Source organism: Variovorax paradoxus (assembly GCF_030811855.1).
GTDB lineage: Bacteria > Pseudomonadota > Gammaproteobacteria > Burkholderiales > Burkholderiaceae_C > Variovorax > Variovorax paradoxus_L.
The window spans coordinates 300,109-324,360 of sequence record NZ_JAUSRN010000005.1; the positions used below are offsets into that span (position 1 = coordinate 300,109).

At 64.7% G+C, this 24,252-nt stretch carries 23 protein-coding genes; all 23 read right to left on the reverse strand.

Annotation, left to right across the window (positions count from 1 at the left end; genetic code table 11):
* Positions 1-43 precede the first annotated feature (43 nt).
* Positions 44-286, reverse strand: a complete 243-nt coding sequence (locus J2X92_RS12840) for a BolA family protein (protein WP_055803616.1) — start codon at positions 284-286, stop codon at positions 44-46.
* 18 nt (positions 287-304) lie between these two features.
* Positions 305-1,069 (reverse strand): ABC transporter permease, encoded by a 765-nt coding sequence (locus J2X92_RS12845; protein ID WP_307576191.1) that lies wholly within the window; start codon positions 1,067-1,069, stop codon positions 305-307.
* The gene (locus J2X92_RS12850; protein WP_307576192.1) at positions 1,066-2,013 is read right to left on the reverse strand and encodes an ABC transporter ATP-binding protein; all 948 of its coding nucleotides are present in this window, start codon (positions 2,011-2,013) and stop codon (positions 1,066-1,068) included. Before J2X92_RS12850 ends, J2X92_RS12845 begins: the two co-directional genes overlap by 4 nt.
* An 88-nt stretch (positions 2,014-2,101) precedes the next feature.
* Entirely contained in the window at positions 2,102-2,374 is a 273-nt protein-coding gene (locus J2X92_RS12855) for an STAS domain-containing protein (protein ID WP_055803607.1), read from the reverse strand.
* A 4-nt stretch (positions 2,375-2,378) separates the two neighbouring features.
* Entirely contained in the window at positions 2,379-3,038 is a 660-nt protein-coding gene (locus tag J2X92_RS12860; protein ID WP_307576194.1) for an MlaC/ttg2D family ABC transporter substrate-binding protein, read from the reverse strand.
* Positions 3,039-3,212: 174 nt separating this feature from the next.
* The gene (locus J2X92_RS12865; RefSeq protein WP_307576195.1) at positions 3,213-3,899 is read right to left on the reverse strand and encodes an MlaA family lipoprotein; all 687 of its coding nucleotides are present in this window, start codon (positions 3,897-3,899) and stop codon (positions 3,213-3,215) included.
* Between the two features lie 56 nt (positions 3,900-3,955).
* Positions 3,956-4,456, reverse strand: a complete 501-nt coding sequence (mlaD, locus tag J2X92_RS12870) for an outer membrane lipid asymmetry maintenance protein MlaD (protein WP_307576196.1) — start codon at positions 4,454-4,456, stop codon at positions 3,956-3,958.
* A 37-nt stretch (positions 4,457-4,493) separates the two neighbouring features.
* The gene (gene mlaE / locus J2X92_RS12875; RefSeq protein ID WP_307576197.1) at positions 4,494-5,276 is read right to left on the reverse strand and encodes a lipid asymmetry maintenance ABC transporter permease subunit MlaE; all 783 of its coding nucleotides are present in this window, start codon (positions 5,274-5,276) and stop codon (positions 4,494-4,496) included.
* Positions 5,273-6,130 carry an ABC transporter ATP-binding protein gene (locus tag J2X92_RS12880; RefSeq protein WP_307576198.1) on the reverse strand — a complete coding sequence of 286 codons (858 nt, stop codon included), beginning with the start codon at positions 6,128-6,130 and terminating at the stop codon, positions 5,273-5,275. Before J2X92_RS12880 ends, mlaE begins: the two co-directional genes overlap by 4 nt.
* A gap of 65 nt (positions 6,131-6,195) precedes the next feature.
* Complete coding sequence (locus tag J2X92_RS12885; protein ID WP_307576199.1) at positions 6,196-7,674, reverse strand: glutamate synthase subunit beta; 1,479 nt, start codon at positions 7,672-7,674, stop codon at positions 6,196-6,198.
* Positions 7,675-7,711: 37 nt separating this feature from the next.
* Entirely contained in the window at positions 7,712-12,478 is a 4,767-nt protein-coding gene (locus J2X92_RS12890) for a glutamate synthase-related protein (protein WP_307576201.1), read from the reverse strand.
* A 180-nt stretch (positions 12,479-12,658) separates the two neighbouring features.
* A complete protein-coding gene (locus J2X92_RS12895) occupies positions 12,659-13,354 on the reverse strand; it encodes a transposase (protein ID WP_307576202.1) in 696 nt (231 codons plus the stop codon).
* Between the two features lie 33 nt (positions 13,355-13,387).
* Complete coding sequence (locus J2X92_RS12900; protein ID WP_307576203.1) at positions 13,388-14,269, reverse strand: class I SAM-dependent methyltransferase; 882 nt, start codon at positions 14,267-14,269, stop codon at positions 13,388-13,390.
* Positions 14,266-14,841 carry a DUF1415 domain-containing protein gene (locus J2X92_RS12905; protein ID WP_307576205.1) on the reverse strand — a complete coding sequence of 192 codons (576 nt, stop codon included), beginning with the start codon at positions 14,839-14,841 and terminating at the stop codon, positions 14,266-14,268. Before J2X92_RS12905 ends, J2X92_RS12900 begins: the two co-directional genes overlap by 4 nt.
* Entirely contained in the window at positions 14,838-16,103 is a 1,266-nt protein-coding gene (locus tag J2X92_RS12910; RefSeq protein ID WP_307576265.1) for an MFS transporter, read from the reverse strand. Before J2X92_RS12910 ends, J2X92_RS12905 begins: the two co-directional genes overlap by 4 nt.
* Positions 16,104-16,153: 50 nt before the next feature.
* On the reverse strand, positions 16,154-17,284 hold the full coding sequence (locus J2X92_RS12915; protein WP_307576207.1) for a deoxyguanosinetriphosphate triphosphohydrolase: 1,131 nt from the start codon (positions 17,282-17,284) through the stop codon (positions 16,154-16,156).
* A 22-nt stretch (positions 17,285-17,306) separates the two neighbouring features.
* Complete coding sequence (gene aroB / locus J2X92_RS12920) at positions 17,307-18,419, reverse strand: 3-dehydroquinate synthase (RefSeq protein WP_307576208.1); 1,113 nt, start codon at positions 18,417-18,419, stop codon at positions 17,307-17,309.
* A gap of 33 nt (positions 18,420-18,452) precedes the next feature.
* The gene (locus J2X92_RS12925; protein WP_307576209.1) at positions 18,453-19,001 is read right to left on the reverse strand and encodes a shikimate kinase; all 549 of its coding nucleotides are present in this window, start codon (positions 18,999-19,001) and stop codon (positions 18,453-18,455) included.
* A 23-nt stretch (positions 19,002-19,024) separates the two neighbouring features.
* Positions 19,025-21,166: a type IV pilus secretin PilQ gene (pilQ, locus tag J2X92_RS12930; protein ID WP_307576210.1), complete on the reverse strand. Its 2,142-nt coding sequence runs from the start codon at positions 21,164-21,166 to the stop codon at positions 19,025-19,027.
* Positions 21,163-21,708: a pilus assembly protein PilP gene (locus J2X92_RS12935; RefSeq protein ID WP_307576212.1), complete on the reverse strand. Its 546-nt coding sequence runs from the start codon at positions 21,706-21,708 to the stop codon at positions 21,163-21,165. Before J2X92_RS12935 ends, pilQ begins: the two co-directional genes overlap by 4 nt.
* The gene (locus tag J2X92_RS12940; RefSeq protein ID WP_307576214.1) at positions 21,705-22,385 is read right to left on the reverse strand and encodes a type 4a pilus biogenesis protein PilO; all 681 of its coding nucleotides are present in this window, start codon (positions 22,383-22,385) and stop codon (positions 21,705-21,707) included. Before J2X92_RS12940 ends, J2X92_RS12935 begins: the two co-directional genes overlap by 4 nt.
* Positions 22,386-22,391: 6 nt before the next feature.
* Positions 22,392-23,012, reverse strand: coding sequence for a PilN domain-containing protein (locus tag J2X92_RS12945; protein ID WP_307576215.1), 621 nt, complete (start codon positions 23,010-23,012; stop codon positions 22,392-22,394).
* Positions 23,009-24,088 carry a pilus assembly protein PilM gene (locus J2X92_RS12950; RefSeq protein WP_307576216.1) on the reverse strand — a complete coding sequence of 360 codons (1,080 nt, stop codon included), beginning with the start codon at positions 24,086-24,088 and terminating at the stop codon, positions 23,009-23,011. The genes J2X92_RS12945 and J2X92_RS12950 overlap by 4 nt, the downstream gene beginning before the upstream one ends.
* Positions 24,089-24,252: the final 164 nt, after the last annotated feature.

A 24,252-nucleotide genomic window follows, 5' to 3' on the forward strand; every position in this document is an offset into this window, starting at 1 on the left:
CAGGAATCCAGCGAAATTGAGGGCCGCCTTGGCCGCCCGTTGCTTACTTGTCGATCGCCGCCCATTCGGCCGGCGTGTAGGTTTTCATCGAGAGCGCATGCACCTCGTCGGTATGCATTTTCGCACCCAGGGTGGCGTAGACCCGCTGATGGCGCTGAATGGCGCGCTTGCCCTCGAACTCTGCCGAGACGATGGTGGCGTACCAGTGGCGGCCGTCGCCCTCCAGCGAGATGTGCTCGCACGGCAGGTGGGACTGGATCAGGGCCTGGAGTTCTTCGGCGGTCATGGGAATTGAATGGGCCTTTCAGCCTCTGATTTTGTAGCCGATTTTCAGCAGATGGACGGCGATGGCGCTCACTGCCAGCCACGCTGCGCCGACGATGCCCAGGCTGAGCCAGGGCGAGGCGTCGCTCACGCCGAAGAAGCCGTAGCGAAAGCCGTCGATCATGTAGAAGAAGGGGTTCAGGTGGCTCACGCCCTGCCAGAACGGGGGCAGCGAGCCGATCGAATAGAAAACGCCCGAGAGAAAGGTCATGGGCATGATCAAAAAGTTCTGAAACACCGCCATCTGGTCGAATTTTTCGGCCCAGAGGCCAGCGATGAGCCCCAGCGTGCCCAGCATCGCGGAGCCCAGCAGCGCAAACACGAGAATCCAGAGCGGTGCAACGAAGCCCGGCATCGCAAAGAACATGGTGACCAGGAACACACCGAGCCCCACGGCCAGCCCGCGAATCACCGACGAGCCCACGTAAGCGAAGAACCAGCCCCAGTGCGACAGCGGCGTGAGCAGCACGAACACGAGGTTGCCCATGATCTTGCTCTGGATGATCGACGAAGAGCTGTTGGCAAAAGCGTTCTGCAGCACGCTCATCATCACCAGACCAGGCACAAGGAAGGCGGTGTAGCCGACGGTGCCGTAGACCTTCACGTGGTCTTCGAGCACGTGGCCGAACACCATGAGGTAGAGCAGTGCGGTGAGCACCGGTGCGCCGACGGTTTGGAAGCCGACCTTCCAGAAGCGCAGCGTTTCCTTATAGAGCAGCGCACGCCACCCAGTAACCGCCATCATCTTGATACCTCCAACGGCGTCTGCTCACCCGCCATCAGGTCGATGAACACGTCTTCCAGATCGGCTTTGCGCATTTCCACGTCTTCCACCGCGACGCCGGCTTCGCGGATCGCGGCCAGCAGTTGTTCGACTTCATGGGCGTTCTGTGCGGGCAATTGCACGATGCGCCCGGTGATGCGCGCATGCTGGGCAATGGCCCAGGGCAGCATGGCATCGGTCTTGAAGCGCAGCACGTTGCTCGTGGCCGACTTCAACAGTTCGCTGGTGCGGTCGAGCGCAATCACGCGTCCCTGCTTGAGCATGGCGATGCGGCTGCACAGCGCCTCGGCTTCCTCGAGGTAGTGCGTGGTGAGCAGCACGGTGCTGCCCTCCTTGTTGAGCCTGGCGACGAACTGCCAGAGCGTCTGGCGTAGTTCGACGTCGACGCCCGCGGTTGGCTCGTCGAGCACGATGACCGGTGGCTTGTGGACCAGCGCCTGCGCCACCAGCACACGGCGCTTCATGCCGCCCGAGAGCTGGCGCATGTTGGCCGTCGCCTTGTCGGCCAAGCCCAGGCTCTGCAGCAGCTCATCGATCCAGGCCTCGTTGTTCTTGATGCCGAAGTAACCCGACTGGATGCGCAGCGATTCACGCACATTGAAGAAGGGATCGAACACCAGCTCCTGCGGCACGATGCCGAGTTGACGCCGTGCCTCGGCATAGTCGCGCTGCACGTCGAAACCATGAACGCTGATGGCCCCGGCGGTAGGCCGCGAGAGGCCGGCCAGCATGCTGATGAGCGTGGTCTTGCCTGCGCCATTGGGGCCCAGCAAGCCGAAGAACTCGCCCGGCTCGATGTGGAAGCTGACCTCGTCGACGGCGCGCAGCCCCTGCTTGCCTTGGGCCCGCTGCTGTCTGGAGGGAGGATAGGTCTTGGAGACCGATTGGAATGAGATCGCGGGCATGAGAGCCGGCGATTTTACGGGCCTGCGTTACAAGCCGCTGGACCGCACCCGGATGACCTGACTCGGCCGCTGCCGGGCCGCACTGCGCTCAGGGTGCCGCCGGCAAGAGCCCCGCGATGCCGTAGAGGGCGGCGAGTTCGCGCAGCCGCGGAGAAAGCCCCTTGACCGCGAAGCCGCGGCCGAGCGCACTCGATTCGCGCCGGCACTCCAACAACACCGCCAGCGCCGAGGAGTCGAACTGCGTCAAGGCGCTGGCGTCCACCACGGTGGACGTATCGGCTTGTCCCTTCAGCCCCTGCTGCAGCATGCGCATGCAGGCTGGGGCATCGTCGTGGGTGAGTTTGGTCGGCAGCACCAGCATGGCGTCAGCTCTTGCCGTTGTTGCCCTTGTTGCGCGCGGCCAGCGCTGCAATCAGGCCATCGATGCCGCGGGCATTGATTTCTTGCGCGAACTGCGTGCGGTAGGTGTCGACCAGCCAGACACCCAGCACATTGAGGTTGTAGACCTTCCAGCCGCCGCCCTGGCCAGGCGTCTTTTCGAGGCGGTAGTCGAGCTGGACCGGATCGCCGCGGCCCTTGACCTCGGTGCGCACCAGCACTTCGGTGTCTTCGGGCGAACCGCGGAACGGACGGACCGTGACGGTCTGGTCGCTCACCTGGTCGAGCGCGCCGGCATAGGTGCGAACCAGCAGTGTCTTGAATTCTTCCTGCAGCTTCTTTTGCTGTTCGGGTGTGGCTTGGCGCCATGCCGGGCCCACGGCGGAAGCCGTCATGCGCTGGAAGTTGACGTTCGGCATGATCTTGCTGTCGACCAGCACCATGATCTTGCTGATGTCGCCCGACTTGATGGAGGTGTCGGCCTTGATGGTTTCGAGCACGTCCGTCGACAGGCGCTTTACCAGCGCGTCAGGCGCTTCGTCGGCCGCCTGGGCCGGGCGCACGAAAGCGGTGGCAGCGCCAAAAAGAAGCGCGCTGGCCAGAACCAGGCGGCCAAAGCCGCGGCGTTGCAGGATGTTGTTGTTCATGGCAATTCCCTTAAATTTTTGAAATCTTCAACAGAGACGCAGTGATAGGCGCGCCTCCTGCAATGAAACGTGTTCGACGACTCTCAGGCCGACCGGGTTCCTGAAGCGCAGGTGAAGCCTTGAAACCGGATGCAAGCGGACGTTCTCCCGCCGCCTCCACCCGCTCTTTGGCCTCTACTTGCCGTTTTCATCGTCCGGCGGGTTCCCGTCGTATACGTCGTTGCGGCGGTGCTGGAGGAAGGCATCTCGCGTGAAGGTGTATTTGTCGAGCGCCGCGTCGTCGAGCAGCCGGCCGGCACGCAGGTACTTCGCGCGTGTATCGACAGCGTCCAGGAACGACAGCGAATTGCGCCAGGCCACGTCGTGCATGTTCGAGACAATGCCGCCGGCACGGTCCACCGGCAATGCCGCAGTGTCGCGCAAGGTCGAAGGGCCAAAGATGGGCAGCACGACGTAAGGGCCGGCGCCTACGCCCCAGCGGCCGAGCGTCTGGCCGAAATCTTCCTCATGGCGATCGATTCCGGCTTCGGTGGCCACATCGAGCAGGCCACCCAGTCCGAAGAAGGTGTTCACGTTGACCCGCATGAAGGTCTCGGCACTGTTCTGCAGCTTGAGCTGGGCCACGCTGTTGGCAAAGCTCCAGACGTCGCCCAGGTTGCCGAAGAAGTTACTCACGCCGGTGCGCACCATGGAGGGCAGCACGCGCACGTACGCGGTGGCCACAGGCACCAGCACCGCTTCGTCGACGGTGTCGTTGAAGCGCGTGACGCCGCGGTTGAAGGGCTCGAACGGGTCGGACGGATTGGCATGGGGCCCGGTTGCGCAACCTGCAAGCAGCACGAAAGCGGCTGCAGCGCCCATCAAGCGGGCAGAGTTTGCTACTTTCTTGATAGCAACGAACGATAAAAGACTGGTTTTCATTTCTTGTTGGCTGTTCCTGGCGTCGAAGGCGTGCTGCTGCTTCCTTCGGCTGCCTTGCTATAGAGGAACTGGCTGATCAGGTTTTCCAGCACCACGGCCGATTGGGTCGCGGTGATGGTGTCGCCGGCTTGCAAATTCTTCTCCTCGGCACCCGGCTCGATCCCGATGTATTGCTCGCCGAGCAAGCCACTGGTCAAGATCTTGAGCGAGCTGTCCTTGGGAAAACTGTAACGGTTTTGTAGTGCCAGTGTGACACGTGCTTGAAATGACTTGTCGTCAAACGAGATGGATTCCACACGTCCAACCACTACGCCGGCACTTTTGACCGCAGTTTGCGGCTTGAGCCCGCCAATATTGTCGAAGCGCGCGGTGACGTTGTAGGTCTTCTGGAAATTCACGCTCAGCAGGTTGGCCGACTGCAGCGCGAGGAACAGCAGCGCCGCGCCGCCGATCAGGACGAACAGGCCGACCCAGATGTCGCTATTGGAACGTTGCATTGTTTGCACTCTCTAGAACGATTGGAGCGAAGCTCCGTCAAATACTGAACATCATGGCGGTCAACAGGAAGTCGAGCCCCAGCACCGAGAGCGACGCCATCACCACGGTGCGCGTGGTGGCACGCGACACGCCTTCGGGCGTCGGCTGGGCCACAAAGCCCTGCAGCAACGCAATGAAGGTCACGGTGAAACCGAACACGATGCTCTTGATCACGCCGTTGCCCACGTCCCGCCACACGTCGACGCCGCCCTGCATCTGGCCCCAGAACGCACCAGGGTCCACACCCAGCATCAGCACGCCGACCACGTAGCCGCCCATGATGCCCACCGCGCTGAACACCGCCGCCAGCAGCGGCATGGTGATCACGCCGGCCCAGAAGCGCGGCGCCAAGATGCGCTGCACCGGATCGACCGCCATCATCTCCATGGCACTGAGTTGTTCGCCGGCCTTCATGAGGCCGATTTCCGCCGTCAGCGAGGTGCCGGCGCGGCCGGTGAAAAGCAGAGCCGCCACAACCGGCCCGAGCTCCCGCACCAGGCTCAGCGCGACCAACAGGCCCAGCGCCTCGGAAGAACCGTAGCGCTGCAGCGCGTAATACATCTGCAGGCCCAGCACAAATCCGACGAAAAGGCCCGACACCGCAATGATCGCGAGCGAGTAGTTGCCCAGGAAATGGATCTGGTCGCGCACCAGCCCGAAGCGACGCAAGCTTTGTGCCCCCCGCACCATGAGGCGCAGGAACAGCTTGGCGCCATAACCGAGGTCGGCCAGTTTGCTGCGCACGGCAAAGCCGGCGTCGGCGGGCTTCCACCAGCTCATAGCTGCCCCCCTTCATTGCCGAAATCTTGTTCGATGCCGACGCCCGGGTAGTGAAAATGCACCGGCCCGTCGGGCAGCGCGTTCACGAACTGATGCACCAGCGGATCGGCGCTTTCGCGCACCTCGCTCGGTGTGCCCTGTGCGGCGATGCCGCCGTTGGCCAGGATGATCACGTGGTCGGCGATGCGGAACGTTTCTTCGAGGTCGTGAGACACCACGATGCTGGTCAGCCCGAGCGTGTCGTTCAACTGGCGAATCAGCCGAGCCGCCGTGCCGAGCGAAATGGGGTCGAGGCCGGCAAACGGCTCGTCGTACATGACGAGGTCGGGGTCCAGCGCAATGGCGCGTGCCAAGGCGACACGGCGTGCCATGCCGCCCGAGACTTCGCTGGGCATCAGGTCGCGCGCGCCGCGCAAGCCGACCGCGTCGAGCTTCATGAGCACGATGTCGCGCACTAGCGCTTCCGAGAGCTGCGTGTGCTCTCGCAACGGAAATGCGACGTTGTCGAACACGCTCATGTCGGTGAACAGCGCACCGAACTGGAACAGCATGCCCATGCGTCGCCGCGCCAAATACATTCCGGCGGCGTCGAGCTTGCCGACGTCGCGGCCGTCGAAAAGAACCTCGCCGCGCTGCGCGCGCTGTTGTCCGCCGATGAGCCGCAGTACCGTGGTTTTGCCGCCGCCGGAGGCGCCCATGAGCGCCGTGACCTTGCCGCGCGGGACGGTAAATGACACCCGGTCGAGGATCGCACGCGCGCCGTAGCCGAACGAAACGTCGCGAAACTCTACGAAAGGCTGTGGCAGTGCGGCTGGGTCCATCTCAATAAAAAAGCCGGGCGCCTTGTCAGGCATCCCGGCATGCGGTTTCCGCGAATGATAGCGGGGCCGCAAGGGGCCCCGCAGAACTGAAACAAAAATCAGCGCGGTAAGTCGCTAAATCCCATCAAAAATTCATCCACCGACCGCGCCGCCTGGCGACCTTCGCGAATTGCCCACACGACCAGCGACTGGCCGCGGCGAATGTCACCCGCGGCAAATACCTTTGGCACATTGGTAGCGTAGCCACCGATGAAGTCGACGGTGGCCTTGGCGTTGCCGCGCGCGTCCTTCTCGACACCGAAGGCATCCAGCACAGGCGCTACCGGGCTCACGAAGCCCATCGCCAACAGCACGAGGTCGGCCTTGAGGATCTGCTCGCTGCCAGCCACTTCCTGCATGCGGCCGTCCTTCCACTCCACGCGGACGGTCTTGAGGCCGGTGACCTTGCCCTTTTCGCCGATGAACTCCTTGGTGGAGATGGCGAACTCGCGCTCGCAGCCTTCTTCATGGCTGGAGCTGGTGCGAAGCTTGATCGGCCAGTAGGGCCAGGTCAGCGGGCGGTTTTCTTCCTCGGGCGGCTGCGGCATCAGTTCGAACTGCGTGACGCTGGCTGCGCCATGGCGGTTGCTGGTGCCCACGCAGTCGGAGCCGGTGTCGCCGCCGCCGATGACGATGACGTGCTTGCCGTCGGCGCGCAGTTGGCCCTTGACCTTGTCGCCCGCGTTAACGCGGTTCTGCTGCGGCAGGAACTCCATCGCGAAATGGATGCCGTCGAGATCGCGCCCCGGCACCGGCAGGTCGCGCGACTGCTCGGCGCCGCCTGTGAGCAGCACGGCGTCGAACTCCTTGTCCAGTTGCTCGGGCGTGACGGTTTCCTTGGCGAGGTTGGTCACCTTGGAGCCCTTGCCCAGCGGATCTTTTGCAGCACCGACCATCACACCGGTGCGGAAGGTCACGCCCTCGGCCTTCATCTGCTCGACGCGGCGGTCGATGTGCGTCTTCTCCATCTTGAAATCGGGGATGCCGTAGCGCAGCAGGCCGCCGATGCGGTCGTTCTTCTCGAACAGCGTCACGTCGTGGCCCGCACGCGCGAGCTGCTGCGCCGCGGCCATGCCGGCCGGGCCCGAACCCACCACCGCCACCTTCTTGCCGGTCTTGTGCTTGGCAATGCGCGGCGCCACCCAGCCTTCGTCCCAGGCGCGATCGATGATGGCGTGCTCCAGCGACTTGATGCCGACCGGGTCGTCGTTCACGTTGAGCACACAGGCTGCCTCGCAGGGCGCGGGGCAGATGCGGCCGGTGAACTCCGGAAAGTTATTGGTCGAGTCGAGCACCGCGAAGGCGTTCTGCCAATCGTCGCGGTACACGAGGTCGTTGAAGTCCGGAATGATGTTGTTGACTGGGCAGCCGCTGTTGCAGAACGGCGTGCCGCAGTCCATGCAGCGTGCGCCCTGCACCTTGGCCTGCTCGACCGTCAGGCCGACGACGAATTCCTTGTAGTGCTTGACGCGCTCTTGGACAGGCTTGTAGCCCTCTTCGACGCGCTCATGCTCCATGAAGCCGGTGATCTTTCCCATCGTGATGTCCTTTTTCTCTCTGCGTTCTCGTGGGCGCTCAGACCGAAGCCGGCGACGTCTGCGGCGCGGGAGCCAGCGCGTGCGGCTCCAAGCCGACGTGCGCGTTGTTGCCGCTGCTGGTCAGCTCGACCTTGCGGTCGTGCAGTTCGGCGAGCGCGCGCTTGTATTCGTTCGGGAACACCTTGACGAACTTGGTGCGCGACACGGCCCAGTTGTCGAGCAGTTCGCGTGCGCGCTTGCTGCCGGTCCAGCGGTGATGCTCTTCGAGCAGCTTCTTGAGCTGGGCCTCGTCGGTTTCGCCGCCGTGCCAGATCTTGCGATGCACGCTTGCCAGCTGCTCGGCCGAGGTCAGCACCTTGTCGAGCGACACCATCGAGAGATTGCAGCGCGTGGCGAACTGGCCGTCTTCGTCGTAGACGAAAGCCACGCCGCCGCTCATGCCGGCCGCGAAGTTCCGGCCCGTCTTGCCGAGCACCGCGACCGTGCCGCCGGTCATGTATTCGCAGCCGTGGTCGCCGGTGCCTTCGATGACGGCCGTGGCCCCCGACAGACGTACCGCGAAGCGTTCGCCGGCCACGCCGCAGAGATACGCCTCGCCGGTGGTCGCACCGTAAAGCGCCGTATTGCCGACGATGGTGTTGCGCGCCGCTTCTCCGCGGAAGTCGAGGCTCGGGCGCACCACCACGCGGCCGCCCGAAAGGCCCTTGCCGGTGTAGTCGTTGGCATCGCCGATCAGGTAAAGCGTGATGCCCCGCGCCAGGAACGCGCCGAACGACTGGCCGCCCGTGCCTTCGAGCTGGATGCGGATCGAGTCGTCGGGCAGGCCTTGCGGATGCACCTTGGTCAGCGCGCCCGAGAGCATGGCGCCCACCGAGCGGTTGACGTTGCGCGCCACCTCGATGAACTGCACCTTCTCGCCGCGCTCGATGGCCGGGCGCGACTTCTCGATCAGCTTGACGTCGAGCGCACGCTCGAGACCGTGGTCCTGATTCTCGACGTGGTAGCGCGGCACGTCGGCCGGCACGATCGGCAACGCGAACAGGCGGCTGAAGTCCAGGCCGGAAGCCTTCCAGTGCTCGATGCCCTTGCGCATGTCGAGCAGGTCGGCGCGGCCGATCAGGTCGTCGAACTTGCGGATGCCGAGCTGCGCCATGATCTGGCGCACTTCTTCGGCAACGAAGAAGAAGTAGTTGACGACATGCTCGGGCTTGCCCGAGAACTTCTTGCGCAGGATCGGGTCTTGCGTGGCCACGCCCACCGGGCAGGTGTTGAGGTGGCACTTGCGCATCATGATGCAGCCTTCGACCACCAGCGGCGCAGTGGCAAAGCCGAATTCGTCAGCGCCCAGCAGCGCGCCGATGGCGACGTCGCGGCCGGTCTTCATCTGGCCGTCGGCCTGCACGCGGATGCGGCTGCGCAGGCGGTTGAGCACCAGCGTCTGTTGCGTTTCGGCCAGACCGATTTCCCACGGACTGCCCGCGTGCTTGATCGACGACCAGGGCGATGCGCCCGTGCCGCCGTCATGGCCCGCGATCACCACGTGGTCGCTCTTGCACTTGGCCACGCCCGCCGCGATGGTGCCCACGCCGATTTCGCTCACCAGCTTGACGCTGATGCTGGCATGCGGCGCGGCGTTCTTCAGGTCGTGAATCAGCTGCGCCAGGTCTTCGATCGAATAGATGTCGTGGTGCGGCGGCGGCGAGATCAGGCCGACGCCCGGGACTGCGTAACGCTGCTTGCCGATGTACTCGGTGACCTTGCCGCCGGGCAGCTGGCCGCCCTCGCCCGGCTTGGCGCCCTGCGCCATCTTGATCTGGATCTGGTCGGCCGAGAACAGGTACTCGGCCGTGACGCCGAAGCGGCCCGAAGCCACCTGCTTGATGCGCGAACGCAGCGAGTCGCCATCTTGGAGCGGCAGGTCGACCTCGACGTTGGCCGCGCCGATCACGCTCTTGAGCGTGTCGCCCTTCTTGATCGGGATGCCCTTGAGCTCGTTGCGATAACGCGCCGGATCTTCGCCGCCCTCGCCCGTGTTGCTCTTGCCGCCGATGCGGTTCATGGCAATCGCGAGCGTGGAATGCGCCTCGGTGCTGATCGAGCCAAGCGACATCGCGCCGGTGGCAAAGCGCTTGACGATTTCGGCCGCGGGCTCGACCTCGTCGACCGGAATGGCCTTGGCCGGATCGATCTTGAACTCGAACAGGCCGCGCAGCGTGAGGTGACGGCGGTTCTGGTCGTTGATGAGCTGCGCGTATTCCTTGTACGTGTTCCAGTTGTTGGAGCGCGTGCTGTGCTGCAGCTTGGCGATGGCGTCGGGCGTCCACATGTGCTCTTCGCCGCGCGTGCGCCAGGCGTATTCGCCGCCGGCATCGAGCATGTTGGAAAGAATCGGGTCGTCGCCAAATGCCGCCTTGTGCATGCGGATGGCTTCTTCGGCAATCTCGAACACGCCGATGCCCTCGACGCGGCTCGCAGTGCCGGTGAAGTACTTGTTCACCGTCTCGGTGTTGAGGCCGATGGCTTCGAACAGCTGGGCGCCGCAATAGCTCATGTAGGTGCTGACACCCATCTTCGACATGATCTTGGAGAGACCCTTGCCGATGGCCTTGACGTAGTTGTAGACCGCCTTCTCCGCGCTCATGTCGCCCGGCAGGTCGGCATGCATGGCCGACAGCGTTTCCATGGCGAGGTAGGGGTGCACGGCTTCGGCGCCGTAGCCCGCCAGCACGCCGAAGTGATGCACTTCGCGCGCCGAGCCGGTCTCGACCACCAGGCCGGCCGTGGTGCGCAGGCCCTCGCGCACCAGGTACTGGTGCACGGCCGAGAGCGCCAGCACGGCGGGGATCGCGACTTGCGTGGGGCTCACGCTGCGGTCGCTCACGATCAGGATGTTATGGCCGCCCTTGATGGCGTCCACAGCTTCAGCGCACAGCGAGGCCAGCTTGGCTTCGACGCCTTCGTCGCCCCACGCCAGCGGGTAGGTGATGTCGAGCACGTAGCTCTTGAACTTGCCCTGCGTGTACTTGCCGATGTCGCGCAGCTTGGCCATGTCGGCAAAGTCGAGGATCGGCTGGCTCACTTCGAGCCGCATCGGCGGGTTGACCTGGTTGATGTCGAGCAGGTTGGGCTTGGGGCCGATGAAGGACACGAGCGACATCACGATCGCTTCGCGGATCGGGTCGATCGGCGGGTTGGTCACTTGCGCGAACAACTGCTTGAAGTAGTTGTAGAGCGGCTTGTTCTTGTTGGAGAGCACGGCCAGCGGGCTGTCGTTGCCCATGGAGCCGATGCCTTCTTCGCCGGCCTGCGCCATCGGGCTCATCAGGAACTTGATGTCTTCCTGCGTGTAGCCGAAGGCCTGCTGGCGGTCGAGCAGCGCCACCTGGCTCACCGGCGTCTTGATGGTCGATGCGGCCGGCTCGGCCTTGACGCTGTCGAGCTTGATGCGCAGGTTTTCGATCCACTGCTTGTAGGGCTTGCTGTTGGCGAGGGTGGCCTTGACCTCCTCGTCGTCGATCATGCGGCCCTGCTCCAGGTCGATGAGGAACATCTTGCCGGGCTGCAGGCGCCACTTGCGAACGATCTTCTGCTCGGGCACGGGCAGCACGCCCGATTCCGAAGCCATGATGACCAGGTCGTCGTCGGTCACGCAGTAGCGCGAGGGGCGCAGGCCGTTGCGGTCGAGCGTTGCGCCGATCTGGCGGCCGTCGGTAAACACGATGGAGGCCGGGCCGTCCCAGGGCTCGAGCATGGCGGCGTGGTACTCATAGAAGGCGCGGCGACGCGGGTCCATGGTGGCGTGCTGTTCCCACGGCTCGGGAATCATCATCATCACGGCCTGGCTGATGGGGTAGCCGGCCATCGTCAAGAGCTCGAGGCAGTTGTCGAAGGTGGCGGTGTCGGACTGGTTGGCAAAGCTGATGGGATAGAGCTTCTGCAGGTCGGCGCCCAGCACGGGCGACGACATCACGCCTTCGCGTGCCTTCATCCAGTTGTAGTTGCCCTTGACCGTGTTGATTTCGCCGTTGTGGGCGACATAGCGGTACGGGTGGGCCAGCGGCCACTCCGGGAATGTGTTGGTCGAGAAGCGCTGGTGCACGAGGCCGAGGGCCGAGATGCAGCGCTTGTCCTGCAGGTCGAGGTAATAGGTGCCGACCTGGTCGGCGAGCAGCAAGCCCTTGTAGACCACAGTGCGGCTCGACATGCTGGGAACGTAGTATTCCTTGCTGTGCTTGAGCTTCAGGCGCTGGATGTTGGCGCTGGCGGTCTTGCGGATCACGTAGAGCTTGCGCTCCAGGGCATCCTGCACGATCACGTCGTTGCCGCGGCCGATGAACACCTGGCGCAGCAGCGGCTCCTTGGCGCGCACCGTGGGCGACATCGGCATGTCGCGGTTCACCGGCACGTCGCGCCAGCCGAGCAGCACCTGGCCTTCGGCCTTGATGGCGCGTTCCATCTCTTGTTCGCAAGCTTCGCGGGACGCGTGCTCCTTGGGCAGGAAGATCATGCCCACGCCATATTCGCCCGGCGGCGGCAGCGTGACGCCCTGCTTGGCCATTTCTTCGCGGTACAGATGGTCAGGCAGTTGGATCAGGATGCCCGCGCCGTCGCCCATCAGCTTGTCAGCGCCCACTGCGCCGCGATGGTCCAGGTTTTCGAGGATCTTGAGGCCCTGCAGCACGATGGCATGGCTCTTCTCGCCCTTGATGTGCGCCACGAAGCCGACGCCGCAGGCATCGTGCTCGTCGGCACCGGAATACAGACCGTGTTGTTGGAGATGTTCGATCTCGGCAGCCGTCGTCATGGCGCACTCCTTCAGTTTTTCGCAGGGATGAGAAGGATATTGCGATGCACAAAGAATGCCAAACACTTTATTTGGGGTCAGATTCCAATTTAATTCCGAGGCTCTTGGTCGGAGTCAAATTAGGGACACATTAAAAATGTCGCGACGACTCCCCGTAGCGGCAGGCCGCAGCAATCGTATTCAGGAACGGGGGGCCGACGGGGGACGCCCCGCCTTTGTCTTGGCCACGCGGCGTTCGGTGGACTTCTGCAGCGACGCGAGGAAATTGGCATCGCCGGCCGCCCATCCCCGCAAGGTGGCTTCGGTGAGCATGCCCTGGTCGGCGGAACGCACGCCGGCGCGCACCAATTCCGTATAGGCCGCTTCGCGCGCGAAGGGCGTATTGCCCAATTCCCAGTACAGCGGATGCGGCGTCAGCAGCTTGTCGTGCCGCAGGCCCGCATAGTGCCCGTAGCTGGACCACGGGAAGTCGCGCGCATCAGCGACCAGGCCGGCCCGCACGGGATTCAGGTCGATGTAGGCCATGCAGGTCAAGAGATAACGATCGGTCTGGATCAGCGTCGACCTGTAGCGCCCTTCCCACAAGGTGCCGCTGCGGCCATGGCGGTCGTTGAAATAGCGCACATAGCTGCGCCCCACCGACTGCATGAACTGGGGCAGCCCGGTGGTGGTGCTCGGCGTTGCCAACAGATGGAAATGGTTGTCCATCAGCACATAGGCATGCAGTGCCACGCCGAAGCGCGTGGCGGCGTCCGCCAAAAGGGCGAGCAGCCGCTCGTGGTCCGCGCGATCCACAAAAATGACCTGGCGATTGTTGCCACGCTGGATCACGTGGTGCGGCATGTCGGCGAGCGTGAGGCGAGGCAGACGGGCCATGGCGTGAATCGAACGAACGCGCTCTCGCTGACTTCAGGACAGGCGAAACCGTGTATCGCCCAGTGCGTCGAGTCCGAATTGCGACAGCAGCTCGCCAAGCCTTGCTGCCGCGGCGGCCTTGCGCTGCCCGGTGTGGCGCGCCAGGATCAGCTCGTTCTTCATGCTGTGCTCCCAGCCCACCAGCTCGGTGACGGTAACGCTGTAACCGTTGGCCTCGAGGTAGAGGCAGCGCAGCACGTTGGTGAGCTGGCTGCCGATCTCGCGCGTGTGCAGCGGATGGCGCCAAAGCTCGGCCAATGGCGTTCGCGACAAGGCCAGCGCCTTGGTTTCGCGCAGGCACGCCGCCACCTCGGCCTGGCAGCAGGGCACCAGCACCATGCAGCGCGCCTTCTTCGCGAGCCCGAAGGCGATGGCGTCGTCGGTTGCGGTGTCGCAGGCGTGCAGCGCGGTGACCACGTCGATGCGCTCCGGCAGCTCGCTCGCTTGGGCCGATTCGGCCACCGTGAGGTTCAGGAACGACATGCGGTCGAAGCCCAGCTGCCGTGCCAATGTGCGCGACTTCTCGACCAGCTCGCTTCGGGTCTCGATGCCATAGACGTGGCCGCCTGGGCGCGACCGGAAGAACAGGTCGTAGATGATGAACCCGAGGTACGACTTGCCCGCGCCATGGTCGGCCAACGTGGCCTCGGCACCGCCTTCCGGCAGTTCGCGCAGCAATTGCTCGATGAACTGGAACAGGTGGTAGACCTGCTTGAGCTTGCGCCGCGAATCCTGGTTGAGACGACCCTCGCGCGTGAGGATGTGCAGTTCCTTAAGCAGTTCGATGGACTGCCCCGGACGCAGGACCTCCGCCAGTTCGGCGTCGGCCTTGGAAGCCTTGGCGGTCTTCATCGCCTTGGTTGCTTGTGCATTCATGATCGGGCACTCCCGGGGCCGACGTCGAGCGCGGCCCAGCCAGCGGGGCCCAGCGCTTCCAGCGTTTCGATGTTGCGTTCGAAGATGGCTTCGGCCTCGGGGAACGCTTCGACCGCACGGCTCACGCTGTCTTCGCGCAGCAGGTGCAGCGTGGGATATGGCGCGCGGTTGGTCGCGTTGGTGATGTCGCCGCTCTCGGTTCCGGCAAATTGAAACTGCGGATGAAAGCTCGCGAGCTGGAACACGCCGTCAAAGCCCGCGCGGGCGAGCTTGCGTTCGGCGCGCGCCGTGAAATCGTTGAAGTCCAGAAAATCCGCCAAGGTGTTGGGTGCTATCAGCAAGGTGGTGTCGCGCACGGAGGCATCGAACGCGGCGAGTTCATCGGCCTGCTTCAGCAGAGCGTCGATCAGCGCGCCGTGGTCGGCAAGCAGGTACACGGCGTAGTGAATCTGCGCCTTCACGTGCACCGCCTTTGCGAACGGACACAGGTTGAGCCCGATCACCGCGCGCTCGAGCCAGCGCCGGGTATCGGCTTCGGCCTGAATGGCGTCGATTGTCGCCGCGCCTGTCATGCCACCTCCGCCGCCAGGCGTATTCGCCCGAGGCGCCGCGCAAGGGCCATGCCGGCCAGCGAGCATGCCAGCGTGGCCGCCCAGGTCCAGTGCCACCCGCCGGCACGGTGAGCGACCCATGCGACCGCGGGCGGCGCCAGGAATTGCCCCAGGGACGAGGCCTGCTGCATGAGCCCGACCGTCGTGGAAACGGTGGTGGGCCCTGGCGCCAAGCGAACCCCGAGCAGGAACAGAGTGGCTGGCACCATGCCTCCGCCCAGCGAAAAAGCACAGACCGCGGCATAGCGCAGCGCTGGCGGCAGGCCGAGCGCATCGGCCCCCTGCCCCACCTGCGCGAAAGCGGCCACGCCGCCCAGCGCCATGGCAACGAAACCCCACTGCAAGAGGCGCTCCGGCGCAACGCCGCGTTGCAGCCACCGGCCGCCCGCGAGGTTGCCGACGATGTTCATCGCGGCCGCAACGGCGGTGAGCACCGCGTTCCAGCCGGTCGGCACGCCCGCGCCGGCGTAGATGGCCGGCAGGAAGCCGATCACGGCCATCCATTGCGCCGAATACACGGCGAAGCTCGACGCGACCATCCAGGGCGCGCGTGCGCCGACAGTGGCGCGCAAGCGCGACGGCCATCCGCTTGGCATGGCGCTGCCTGCCGCAACAGAACGAACTCCGTCCGCCGGCACGGCCGACCACAGCCAAAGCGCTGCAGCGGCCGAAACGGCAGAGAGCGCCCACCACCAGTCGCCCCATCCGCCCCAGGCGATCAAGGCCGGCCCCAGCAGCAGCGCGAGCGCCACGCCCAGCGGCATGTAGGCGCCCCACACGCCGAGCGCCGCCTTGTCGGCCCCCGCCGGTGTCAAGGCGCGGATCAGCCCGGGTCCCGGCATGACCGCCAGCAGAAAGCCAATGCCTTCGACGGCCCGCAGGAGCAGCAGCCATTGCACCGCGTGTGCACCGCCGAAGAGGCCCGCACCGATGCCGCCCCCCAGAAGGCTGGCCACCGTCAGCACCACGAGTCCCGTCAGCATGCTGCGGCGCAGGCCGATGGTGTCGGCAGCCAAGCCTGCCGCCAGGCCCAGCGTCATGCTCGCCACCTGCACCAGCGAGAGCAGAAAACCCGCCTCGACGAGGCCGATGCCGAGCGAAGCCTGCAACGCCGGCACGGCGGGCGGCAGCTTGCCCAGGTGAAGCGCCGCGCTGACACCGCCCAGCACCACCGCGAAAGCAGCGGCCGGAACGCGCACGGATGCCCCCGCCGTTGGGCCCATCGGAATGCCCTCGCCCTGGCGCGCTGCGCCTTCCGAACGGCCGGAGGCGTTCATGCGATGCCCCGCCGGCCGGTCAGCCGCTCATGCTCGCGCATCGCAAAGCGGTCTGTCATGCCGGCGATGTAGTCGGCGACTGAACGGTACCGGTCGCGGCGCCCGGCATAGGCGGCAGGCATTTCGCCGGGGCGCTCGAGGTAGGCCTCGAACAGCTCCCGCACCACCTGCTGCGCCTGATCGGTGGTCTGCGCGACCTGCGGATGCCGGTAGAGGTTGCGAAACAGAAAGCCCTTGAGCGCGTTGGACTGCGCCTGCATGGTGACGCTGAAGGCCACGAGCGGCGGCGAGTTCCGTGCGTCGTCCGCATCGGCCGGCTTGGCCGTTTCGATTGCCGCGCGGGTAGCGTCGATCACGTCATAGACCTGGGCGCTCAGCATTCGACGGATCGTCTCGTAGAGCACGCGCCGCCCCTCCAGGTGCGGATATTCGGCGAGCGCCTCGCGGCGGTAGCGCTCGAACAGTTCCACCTCGCCGAGTTGCTCCACGCTGATGAGCCCTGAACGCACGCCATCGTCGATGTCGTGCGCGTTGTAGGCGATCGCGTCGGCCAGGTTGCACAGCTGCGCTTCGAGTCCCGGCTGCGTGCGGTCGAGAAAGCGCCGCGCCACGCCGTTGGGTTCGGCGGCTTCCAGGTGCTCCGCGTTGGCGCGGGAGCAATGCTTGAGGATGCCTTCACGGGTCTCGAAGCTGAGGTTCAGGCCGTCGTATTGCGGGTAGCGCAGCTCCAGAGCGTCGACCACGCGCAGGCTTTGCAGGTTGTGCTCGAAACCGCCATGGTCTTGCATGCAGGCATTGAGCGTGTCTTGTCCCGCATGGCCGAACGGCGTGTGGCCAAGATCGTGCGCAAGCGCAATCGCTTCGACCAGGTCTTCGTTGATGCGCAAGGCCCGCGCAATGGAGCGGCCCAGCTGCGCGACTTCGAGCGAATGCGTGAGCCGCGTGCGGAACAGGTCGCCCTCATGGTTCAGGAAGACCTGGGTCTTGTAGACCAGCCGCCGAAATGCCGTGGAATGCACGATACGGTCGCGGTCGCGTTGGAAGGCATCGCGCGTGGGCGCCGGCGGCTCGGCATGGCGCCTCCCGCGAGACTGCGCAGGGTGGCAGGCATAGGCCGCAAGATTCATCGATGCACCCTGGGCGCCGAACTCACTCCGCGCGGCAGCACTGTGCGAGCACTTCGCGCACGAGCGCATCGGGCGCGCTGCTGACCGCGGCCGAGCCCGGCTTGTCGATCACCACGAAGCGGATTTCGCCCGCTTCGGATTTCTTGTCGACCCGCATCAATTCAAGGTATCGGTCCGCGCCCAGCGCAGGGCCGACGGTGGGCAGGCCGGCGCGGTCGATCAGCCGCGTGAGCCGCTCGACGAACGCTGCGTCCACCCCGCCCAGCCGCTGCGACAGGTGCGCCGCCATGACCATGCCGCAGCCGACCGCTTCGCCGTGCAGCCATTCGCCATAGCCAAGGCCCGACTCGATGGCGTGGCCGAAGGTGTGGCCGAAGTTGAGGATGGCGCGCAGACCGGTCTCGCGCTCGTCCTCTCCGACGACCAGCGCCTTGATCTCGCAGCTGCGCTTGACGGCGTGCGCCAGCGCGGCCGGGTCGCGCGCCACCAGCGCCTCGACATTCGCCTCGATCCAGTCGAAGAATGCCATGTCGTAGATGGGGCCGTACTTGATGACTTCAGCCAGGCCTGCGCTCAGCTCCCGCGGCGGCAGTGTCTGCAGCGTGCCCAGGTCACACACGACGAGCTGTGGCTGGTAGAACGCGCCGATCATGTTCTTGCCCAGCGGGTGGTTGATGGCGGTCTTGCCGCCCACCGAGGAGTCGACCTGGGCCAGCAGCGTGGTCGGCACCTGCACGAAAGGCACGCCGCGCATGTAGCTGGCGGCGGCGAAGCCGGTCATGTCGCCCACCACGCCGCCGCCCAGTGCAAACAGCACCGTCTTTCGGTCGCTGCCGTGGCCGAGCAGGGCGTCGAAGATCAGGTTCAGCGTCTGCAGGTTCTTGTGCACTTCGCCGTCGGGCAACTCGAGCATGTGCACGGTGCGGAAGCCGCCGGCCAGCGCAGTGCGCAGAGCCTTGGCATAAAGCGGCGCCACGGTGGTGTTGCTGACGATCAGCGCGCTGGCGGCGGCGGGAGCCGCGGCAAAGCTCTGGGGATCGTCCAACAGGCCGGTGCCGATAAGAATCGGATAGCTGCGCTCGCCGAGCTGGATATCGACGCGTTCGGGCGGTGCGGAAGGTGCGGGCAATGACATGGCAGCGAGTTTAGGCGCTGCGGCCCGGCCCGCTCAGGGCGTGGGTTCTTCCGGCCGGGATCCCGGCGCAACGATGCCGGCAAGCTCGAGCTGCATCACGATGATGTTGACCAGCATGGCGATCGAAGGGCGCCCGGTGTCGACCACGTCGTGGGCCGTCTCGCGGTACAGCAGATCGCGCGCATCGTGGAGTTCGCGCAAGCGCCCGAGCGGATCGGCCACCTGCAGAAGGGGCCGCTTGACGTCGTGACGCAGACGTCGGAACAGGTCTTCGGGGGAGGATCGCAGATAGATCACATGGAAGTGATCCCGCAGCTGCTTGCGGTTGGCCGCCCGCAGGACGGCGCCGCCGCCAGTGGCCAGCACCCCGTGGGCATTCGCGGCAAGGTCGGCGATGACCGACTCTTCGAGGTCGCGGAAGGCGGTTTCGCCTTCGCGGTCGAAGTAATCGCGGATCGAGCAGCCGATGCGCTGCTCGATGACATGGTCGGTATCGACGAACGGAAGGTCCAGGCGTACGCCCAAGCGCCGGCCCACTGCGGATTTGCCGGCGCCGGGCAACCCGACGAGTGCGACCGCCACGCGGTGGCTGCTACGCCCGCGCGTCAGCGCGCGGCGTTGCGGTCGGTAATCATCTTCGGAGTGATAAAGACGAGCATTTCGGTCTTGTTGGCAACGCGTTCGCGCTTGCGGAACAATGCACCCAGGTAGGGCACTTCACCCAGCACCGGCACGCGCGATTCGTCATTGGTTTCGGTGAGTTCGAAGATACCACCGATGACGACCGTGCCGCCGTTCTCGACCAGCACTTCGGTCTGAACGTGCTTGGTGTTGATGGCCGGACCTGCCGAGGTGTTAACGCCGCGGGCATCCTTGCTCACGTCCAGCGTGAGGATGATGTTGCCTTCGGGCGTAATCTGCGGGGTGACTTCGAGCTTCAGCACCGCCTTGCGGAACGAAATCGAGGTTGCACCGCTCGACGTGGCCTGCTGGTAGGGAATTTCTTCACCCTGCTCGATGAGCGCCTTGGTCTGGTCGGCGGTGATGACGCGCGGGCTGGACACCAGCTTGCCCTTGCCGTCGGCCTCGAGCGCCGAGATTTCGAGGTTCAGCATGCGCGAGAAGCTCGAATTGAAAAGCGAGATCGCGAAGGTGCCTGGCGAGTTGCCCGTGCCGCCGGCATCACCCGAGGGCAGGTTGATGAAGTTGGAGTTGGTCCAGGTGGTGGTGGCGGCGTTGCCGCTCGTACCCGAGGTCACCGTCGGCATCATGCCCAGGTTGGCAAAGGCGCGGTTTCCCGACGACGAAGCGAAGCGCTCGCCGGCAATGCCGCCGCCCAGCCGCACGCCCAGCGACTTGCCGAAGGTGTCGGACGCTTCCACGATCCGGGCTTCGATCAGCACTTGGCGAACAGGGATGTCGAGCTTCTGGATCAGGTCGGCCACTTGCGCCAGGCGCGAGGGGATGTCCGACACGAACAGCTGGTTGGTGCGCGCCTCCGCGATCACGCTGCCGCGCGGGCTCAGGATGCGGGTGGTGGAGCCACCACCGCCCCCGCCGCCCGAGGCGCCGGTTCCGGTCAGGCCTTGCGCAATGGCAATCGCCTTGGTGTAGTTGAGCTGGAACGACTGGGTGCGCACCGGCTCCAGGTTCTCGATTGCGGCCTTGGCCTCGAAATCGAGCTTTTCCTTGGCGTTGATTTCATCCTTGGGCGCGATCCACAGCACGCTGCCGTTCTTGCGCATGCCCAGGTTCTTCGCCTGCATGATGATGTCGAGCGCCTGGTCCCAGGGCACGTCCTTCAGCCGCAGCGTCAGCGAGCCGGTGACCGAGTCGGAAGTCACGATGTTGAAGTTCGTGAAGTCGGCAATCACCTGCAGCAGCGAGCGAATTTCAATGTTCTGGAAGTTCAGCGAGAGCTTCTCGCCGTTGTAGCCCACGCCCTGCGTCAACTTGGCCGGGTCCACCTTGCGGGCGCGGACTTCGACCACGAACTGGTTTTCGCTCTGGTAGGCGCTGTGCTCCCAGTCGCCCTTGGCCTCGATCGTCATGCGCACGCGGTCGCCCGACTGTTGCGAAGTGATCAGCTGGACCGGCGTATTGAAGTCGGCCACGTCGAGGCGGCGGCGAAGCCCCTCCGGCAGGGTCGACTTGGTGAACTCCACGACGAGGTTCTTACCCTGCTGGCGCACATCGACGCCTACCTGGTTGTTCGGCAGATCGACGATCACGCGGCCGGTGTTGTCGGCACCCAGGCGGAAGTCGACGTCGCGCAGCGGCAGGGTGTCGCGGTTGCGGTTTTCCGCAAAGACGTTGGGTGTGGACGAAGCCAGGGCCGTGCCTGCCACCGGTTCGAGGATCACCAGCAGCGACTTGCCCTGGATCTCGGTCTTGTACGCGGTTGCCTGCTTGAGGTTCAGCACCACGCGGCTGCGTTCGCCGGCTTGAACCACGTTGACGGAACGCAGGTTGCCCTGGTTCACCTCGATGGCGGAACGGCCGATGGCGTTTGTCACGCCCGGAAAATCAAGCGCGATGCGCGCCGGCGTCTGAACGGCAAAACCGGTCGGCACGGCCGTGAGCGGCTGCGCGAGGTCGATGCGGATCACCTCGGCGCCGGATTGCGTCGAACTGGTCACCGCTTCGATAGCGTTTTGCGCATGGGCAATCGCAAACGCGCCAAATGCCAAGAGACCCAGCCCGGCGGCTCGCAGCCGCTGTGCCATCGTTGATTTTTTGTGATTCATTTCTTCGCACTCTCTTGCAGCTGCAATGTCGCCACGCGTTCGATCCATTCACCGGCGGCGTCTTGCACGATTTCACGCAAGGCGACTTCGGTTTCGTTGATACGGGTGATGCGCCCGTAGTTGAGCCCCAGGTACTCTCCGACCCGCACCTTGTAGAGCAGCTTGTCGACCCGGACCAGCGCCACGGGCTGGCCGTTGCGGTTCATGCTGCCCACCATGGCCATGGCGTCGAGCGGGAACGCTTCGAGCGCCTCCTTGCGGCGCACCAGTTCAGGGGCGATCAGTTCCGACGTGCTGGGCTGGTTCGAATCGCGGCGCAGCGCCTGGGTCAGCTTCAGCAGGTTGAACGGCTCGAACGCCGCCCCCTCGGTATAGGCCTGGGGCGTGAATTTCTTGGGCTCCGTGATCGGCGGCACGTTGGGCTTGACCTGGGCGCGTTGCTCGACCATCCAGCGGCGCAGGTCTTCCTGCTCCGAGTCGGCGCAGGCGCTCAGGCCCAGGGCGGCCGCGGCCAGCCACAGGAGTTTGGCGGTCGTCCTCATTTCTTCGCCTTTGGCGCCGCGGCGCGTTTCTGGGCCGCCCGCTCTTCGTCATCGAGATAGCGGTAGGTGCGGGCCGTGGCATCCATCGTCAGGGTGCCTTCCTTGTCTTTTTGCGGCGTGATCGTGAGGTTGTTCAGCGTCACGATGCGCGACAGGCTCGCGATGTCGGCCGCAAAGGAGCCGATGTCGTGGTACCGGCCGGTCACGCGCACGGCGATCGGCAGTTCCGCGTAGTAGTCCTTCACCGAAACCTGTCCCGGGCGGAACAGCTCGAACTGCAGGCTGCGCCCAAGGCCGGCCTGGTTGATGTCCGACAGCAATGCGTCCATTTCTGCCTTGCTGGGCAGCTGCTTCTCGAGCAGCGTCACGTACTGCTGCACCTGCTCGCGCTGCTTCTTCAGCAGGTCGAGATTGGCGGCCAAGGCCACCTTCTTCTGGTAGTCGGCGCGCAGGGAGACTTCCTTGGCGCGCTCGCTCTCGAGCTCGTCGTTCGAATTGGTCAGCCATACGAACCACAGACCGACCAGCACCAGCGCGGTCACCGCCAGGCACAGCACGTAGCGTGGCACCGGCGGCCAACTGGCCGGGTCGTTCATGTTCAGGTTGCGGAACTGGTCGCCGAGGCCGCGCAGTGCGGCGCCGACGTCGAGCTTCTGGGAGGGGCGATTGCTTGCCATGATCCGTTACCCCTTGACCTGCTGCGCTGCGGCCAGCGCCTTGTCGGCCGCGGCCTTCTGCGCGTCGGTCGGCCGCTTCAGGCCAATGCGCATCGTGAAGTTCGCCACCCGGCGCTGATCGCGCTGGCTCAGGTTCACCGTCGCCGAAGTGATTTCGACCAGTTCGGGCTTGACCAGCCAGGGACTGTTGTTGCCCAGGTTGCGCAGCAGTTCCGACACGCGCTCGTTCGACTGCGCCATGCCTTGCAGCGTGACCGTCTGGTTGTCCTGCTTCATGCTGGTGAGATAAACGCCGTCGGGCAGCTGCCGAACCAGTTCGTTGAGCAGGTGCACGGGCAGGTTGCGGTCGCCTTGAAGGTCCTCGACCGCCTGCTGTCGTGCTCGCAGGGCCGCGATTTCCTGCTGCAGCGTCGAGATCTCCTTGATCTCGGCGTCGAGCTTGGTGATTTCAGTCTTGAGGAAATTGTTCTTCGCTTGCTGCGCCGAGATCTGGGCCTCGAACCACAGAAAGGCCAGGCCGGCGATCAGTACGCCCAGGACCGCGGCAGCGCCGAGCGTGCCGTAGAACGCCTCGCGGCGCCGCTTTCGTGCGGCCTCGCGGTGCGGAAGCAAATTGATGAGGATCACTGCACGAACCTCCGCATGGCCAGACCGCAGGAGGTCAGATAGGAAGGCGCTTCACGCCGGACCTTCTTCTCGCGGATGTTGGAGCTCAGTTCCATGCCGTCGAAGGGATTCACGAGCGAGCAAGCAAACGAGGTCTGCCGCGTGACGGCACTGGTCAGGCTGGGCAGCGAGGCCGAGCCGCCCGCAAGCAGCACGTAGTCCACGCGGTTGTGGGGCGTGCTGGTGAAAAAGAATTGCAGTGCACGCGCGATTTCCTGCGCAATGCTTTCCACGAACGGCTTCAAAACGCCCGAGCCGTAGTCATCGGGCAGATCGCCGCTGCGCTTCTTGGCTTCGGCCTCTTCGGCGGAAAAACCATACTGGCGCACGATCAGTTGGGTGAGCTGCGCGCCGCCAAAGGCCTGATCGCGGTCGTACAGCACTTCCTGGTTGCGCAGCACCTGCATGCTGGTGGTGAAAGCACCCACTTCGAAAAGCGCGACGACGGCATCGACGCCCTTGCCCGGCAATTGCTCGATCAGGCGAGCAGTTGCAAGGCGGGAGGCATAGGACTCGACGTCGAGGATCACCGCCTTCAGGCCGGCCGCTTCGGCCAGGCCCTCGCGGTCCTGGACCTTTTCCTTGCGCGAAGCGGCAATCAGCACTTCAACGTCGCCGGCAGAGGCTGTGCTCTGGCCGGTCACGCAGAAGTCGAGGCTGACTTCGTCCAGCGAAAAGGGGATGTACTGGTTGGCTTCGGACTCGACCTGGATTTCGAGTTCCTGCTCGCTCATGCCGCCAGGAAGAATGATCTTCTTGGTAATGACGGCCGAAGGGGGCAGTGCCAGCGCCACGTTGCGCGTGCGGGTGCCGCTTTTGCGCACCACGCGGCGAACGGCTTCGGCCACTTCGTCGAATTTTTCGACATTGCCGTCGGTGATCCAGCCCCGCTCCAGGGGCTCGATCGCACAGCGCTCCAGAACCAGCTTGCCGCTGGCGTCACGGCCGAGCTCGACCAGCTTGACGCTGGACGAACTGACGTCCAAGCCGAGCATGGGAGCGTTCTGACGGCGAAACAATGATCCGAAAGCAGCCAAGTTAGGTCCCTTTACCCCTGCATTTGTAACTATTGGAAAAAAGTGCGTTCGGTTGCATGCTAGCAGCAGGCGTTGCGGCAACCAAGCAACCCGGGTCGGCAAACCCGAGGAACGTTGTCAAAAGCTGACGTTGACGCCACATTCAGTAACTTTTGGTTTAGCCC

Coding starts and splice junctions, on each gene's coding strand:
- J2X92_RS12890 (WP_307576201.1), bottom strand. CDS start 12,478: ATGACGACGGCTGCCGAGATCGAACATCTCCAACAACACGGTCTGTAT.
- J2X92_RS12895 (WP_307576202.1), bottom strand. CDS start 13,354: ATGGCCCGTCTGCCTCGCCTCACGCTCGCCGACATGCCGCACCACGTG.
- J2X92_RS12910 (WP_307576265.1), bottom strand. CDS start 16,103: ATGGGCCCAACGGCGGGGGCATCCGTGCGCGTTCCGGCCGCTGCTTTC.
- J2X92_RS12850 (WP_307576192.1), bottom strand. CDS start 2,013: ATGCCCGCGATCTCATTCCAATCGGTCTCCAAGACCTATCCTCCCTCC.
- J2X92_RS12885 (WP_307576199.1), bottom strand. CDS start 7,674: ATGGGAAAGATCACCGGCTTCATGGAGCATGAGCGCGTCGAAGAGGGC.
- J2X92_RS12905 (WP_307576205.1), bottom strand. CDS start 14,841: ATGACAGGCGCGGCGACAATCGACGCCATTCAGGCCGAAGCCGATACC.
- J2X92_RS12855 (WP_055803607.1), bottom strand. CDS start 2,374: ATGCTGGTGCTGCCGACCAAACTCACCCACGACGATGCCCCAGCCTGC.
- J2X92_RS12840 (WP_055803616.1), bottom strand. CDS start 286: ATGACCGCCGAAGAACTCCAGGCCCTGATCCAGTCCCACCTGCCGTGC.
- J2X92_RS12915 (WP_307576207.1), bottom strand. CDS start 17,284: ATGAATCTTGCGGCCTATGCCTGCCACCCTGCGCAGTCTCGCGGGAGG.
- mlaD (WP_307576196.1), bottom strand. CDS start 4,456: ATGCAACGTTCCAATAGCGACATCTGGGTCGGCCTGTTCGTCCTGATC.
- J2X92_RS12860 (WP_307576194.1), bottom strand. CDS start 3,038: ATGAACAACAACATCCTGCAACGCCGCGGCTTTGGCCGCCTGGTTCTG.
- aroB (WP_307576208.1), bottom strand. CDS start 18,419: ATGTCATTGCCCGCACCTTCCGCACCGCCCGAACGCGTCGATATCCAG.
- J2X92_RS12880 (WP_307576198.1), bottom strand. CDS start 6,130: ATGCCTGACAAGGCGCCCGGCTTTTTTATTGAGATGGACCCAGCCGCA.
- J2X92_RS12935 (WP_307576212.1), bottom strand. CDS start 21,708: ATGAGGACGACCGCCAAACTCCTGTGGCTGGCCGCGGCCGCCCTGGGC.
- J2X92_RS12900 (WP_307576203.1), bottom strand. CDS start 14,269: ATGAATGCACAAGCAACCAAGGCGATGAAGACCGCCAAGGCTTCCAAG.
- J2X92_RS12865 (WP_307576195.1), bottom strand. CDS start 3,899: ATGGGCGCTGCAGCCGCTTTCGTGCTGCTTGCAGGTTGCGCAACCGGG.
- J2X92_RS12845 (WP_307576191.1), bottom strand. CDS start 1,069: ATGATGGCGGTTACTGGGTGGCGTGCGCTGCTCTATAAGGAAACGCTG.
- mlaE (WP_307576197.1), bottom strand. CDS start 5,276: ATGAGCTGGTGGAAGCCCGCCGACGCCGGCTTTGCCGTGCGCAGCAAA.
- pilQ (WP_307576210.1), bottom strand. CDS start 21,166: ATGAATCACAAAAAATCAACGATGGCACAGCGGCTGCGAGCCGCCGGG.
- J2X92_RS12940 (WP_307576214.1), bottom strand. CDS start 22,385: ATGGCAAGCAATCGCCCCTCCCAGAAGCTCGACGTCGGCGCCGCACTG.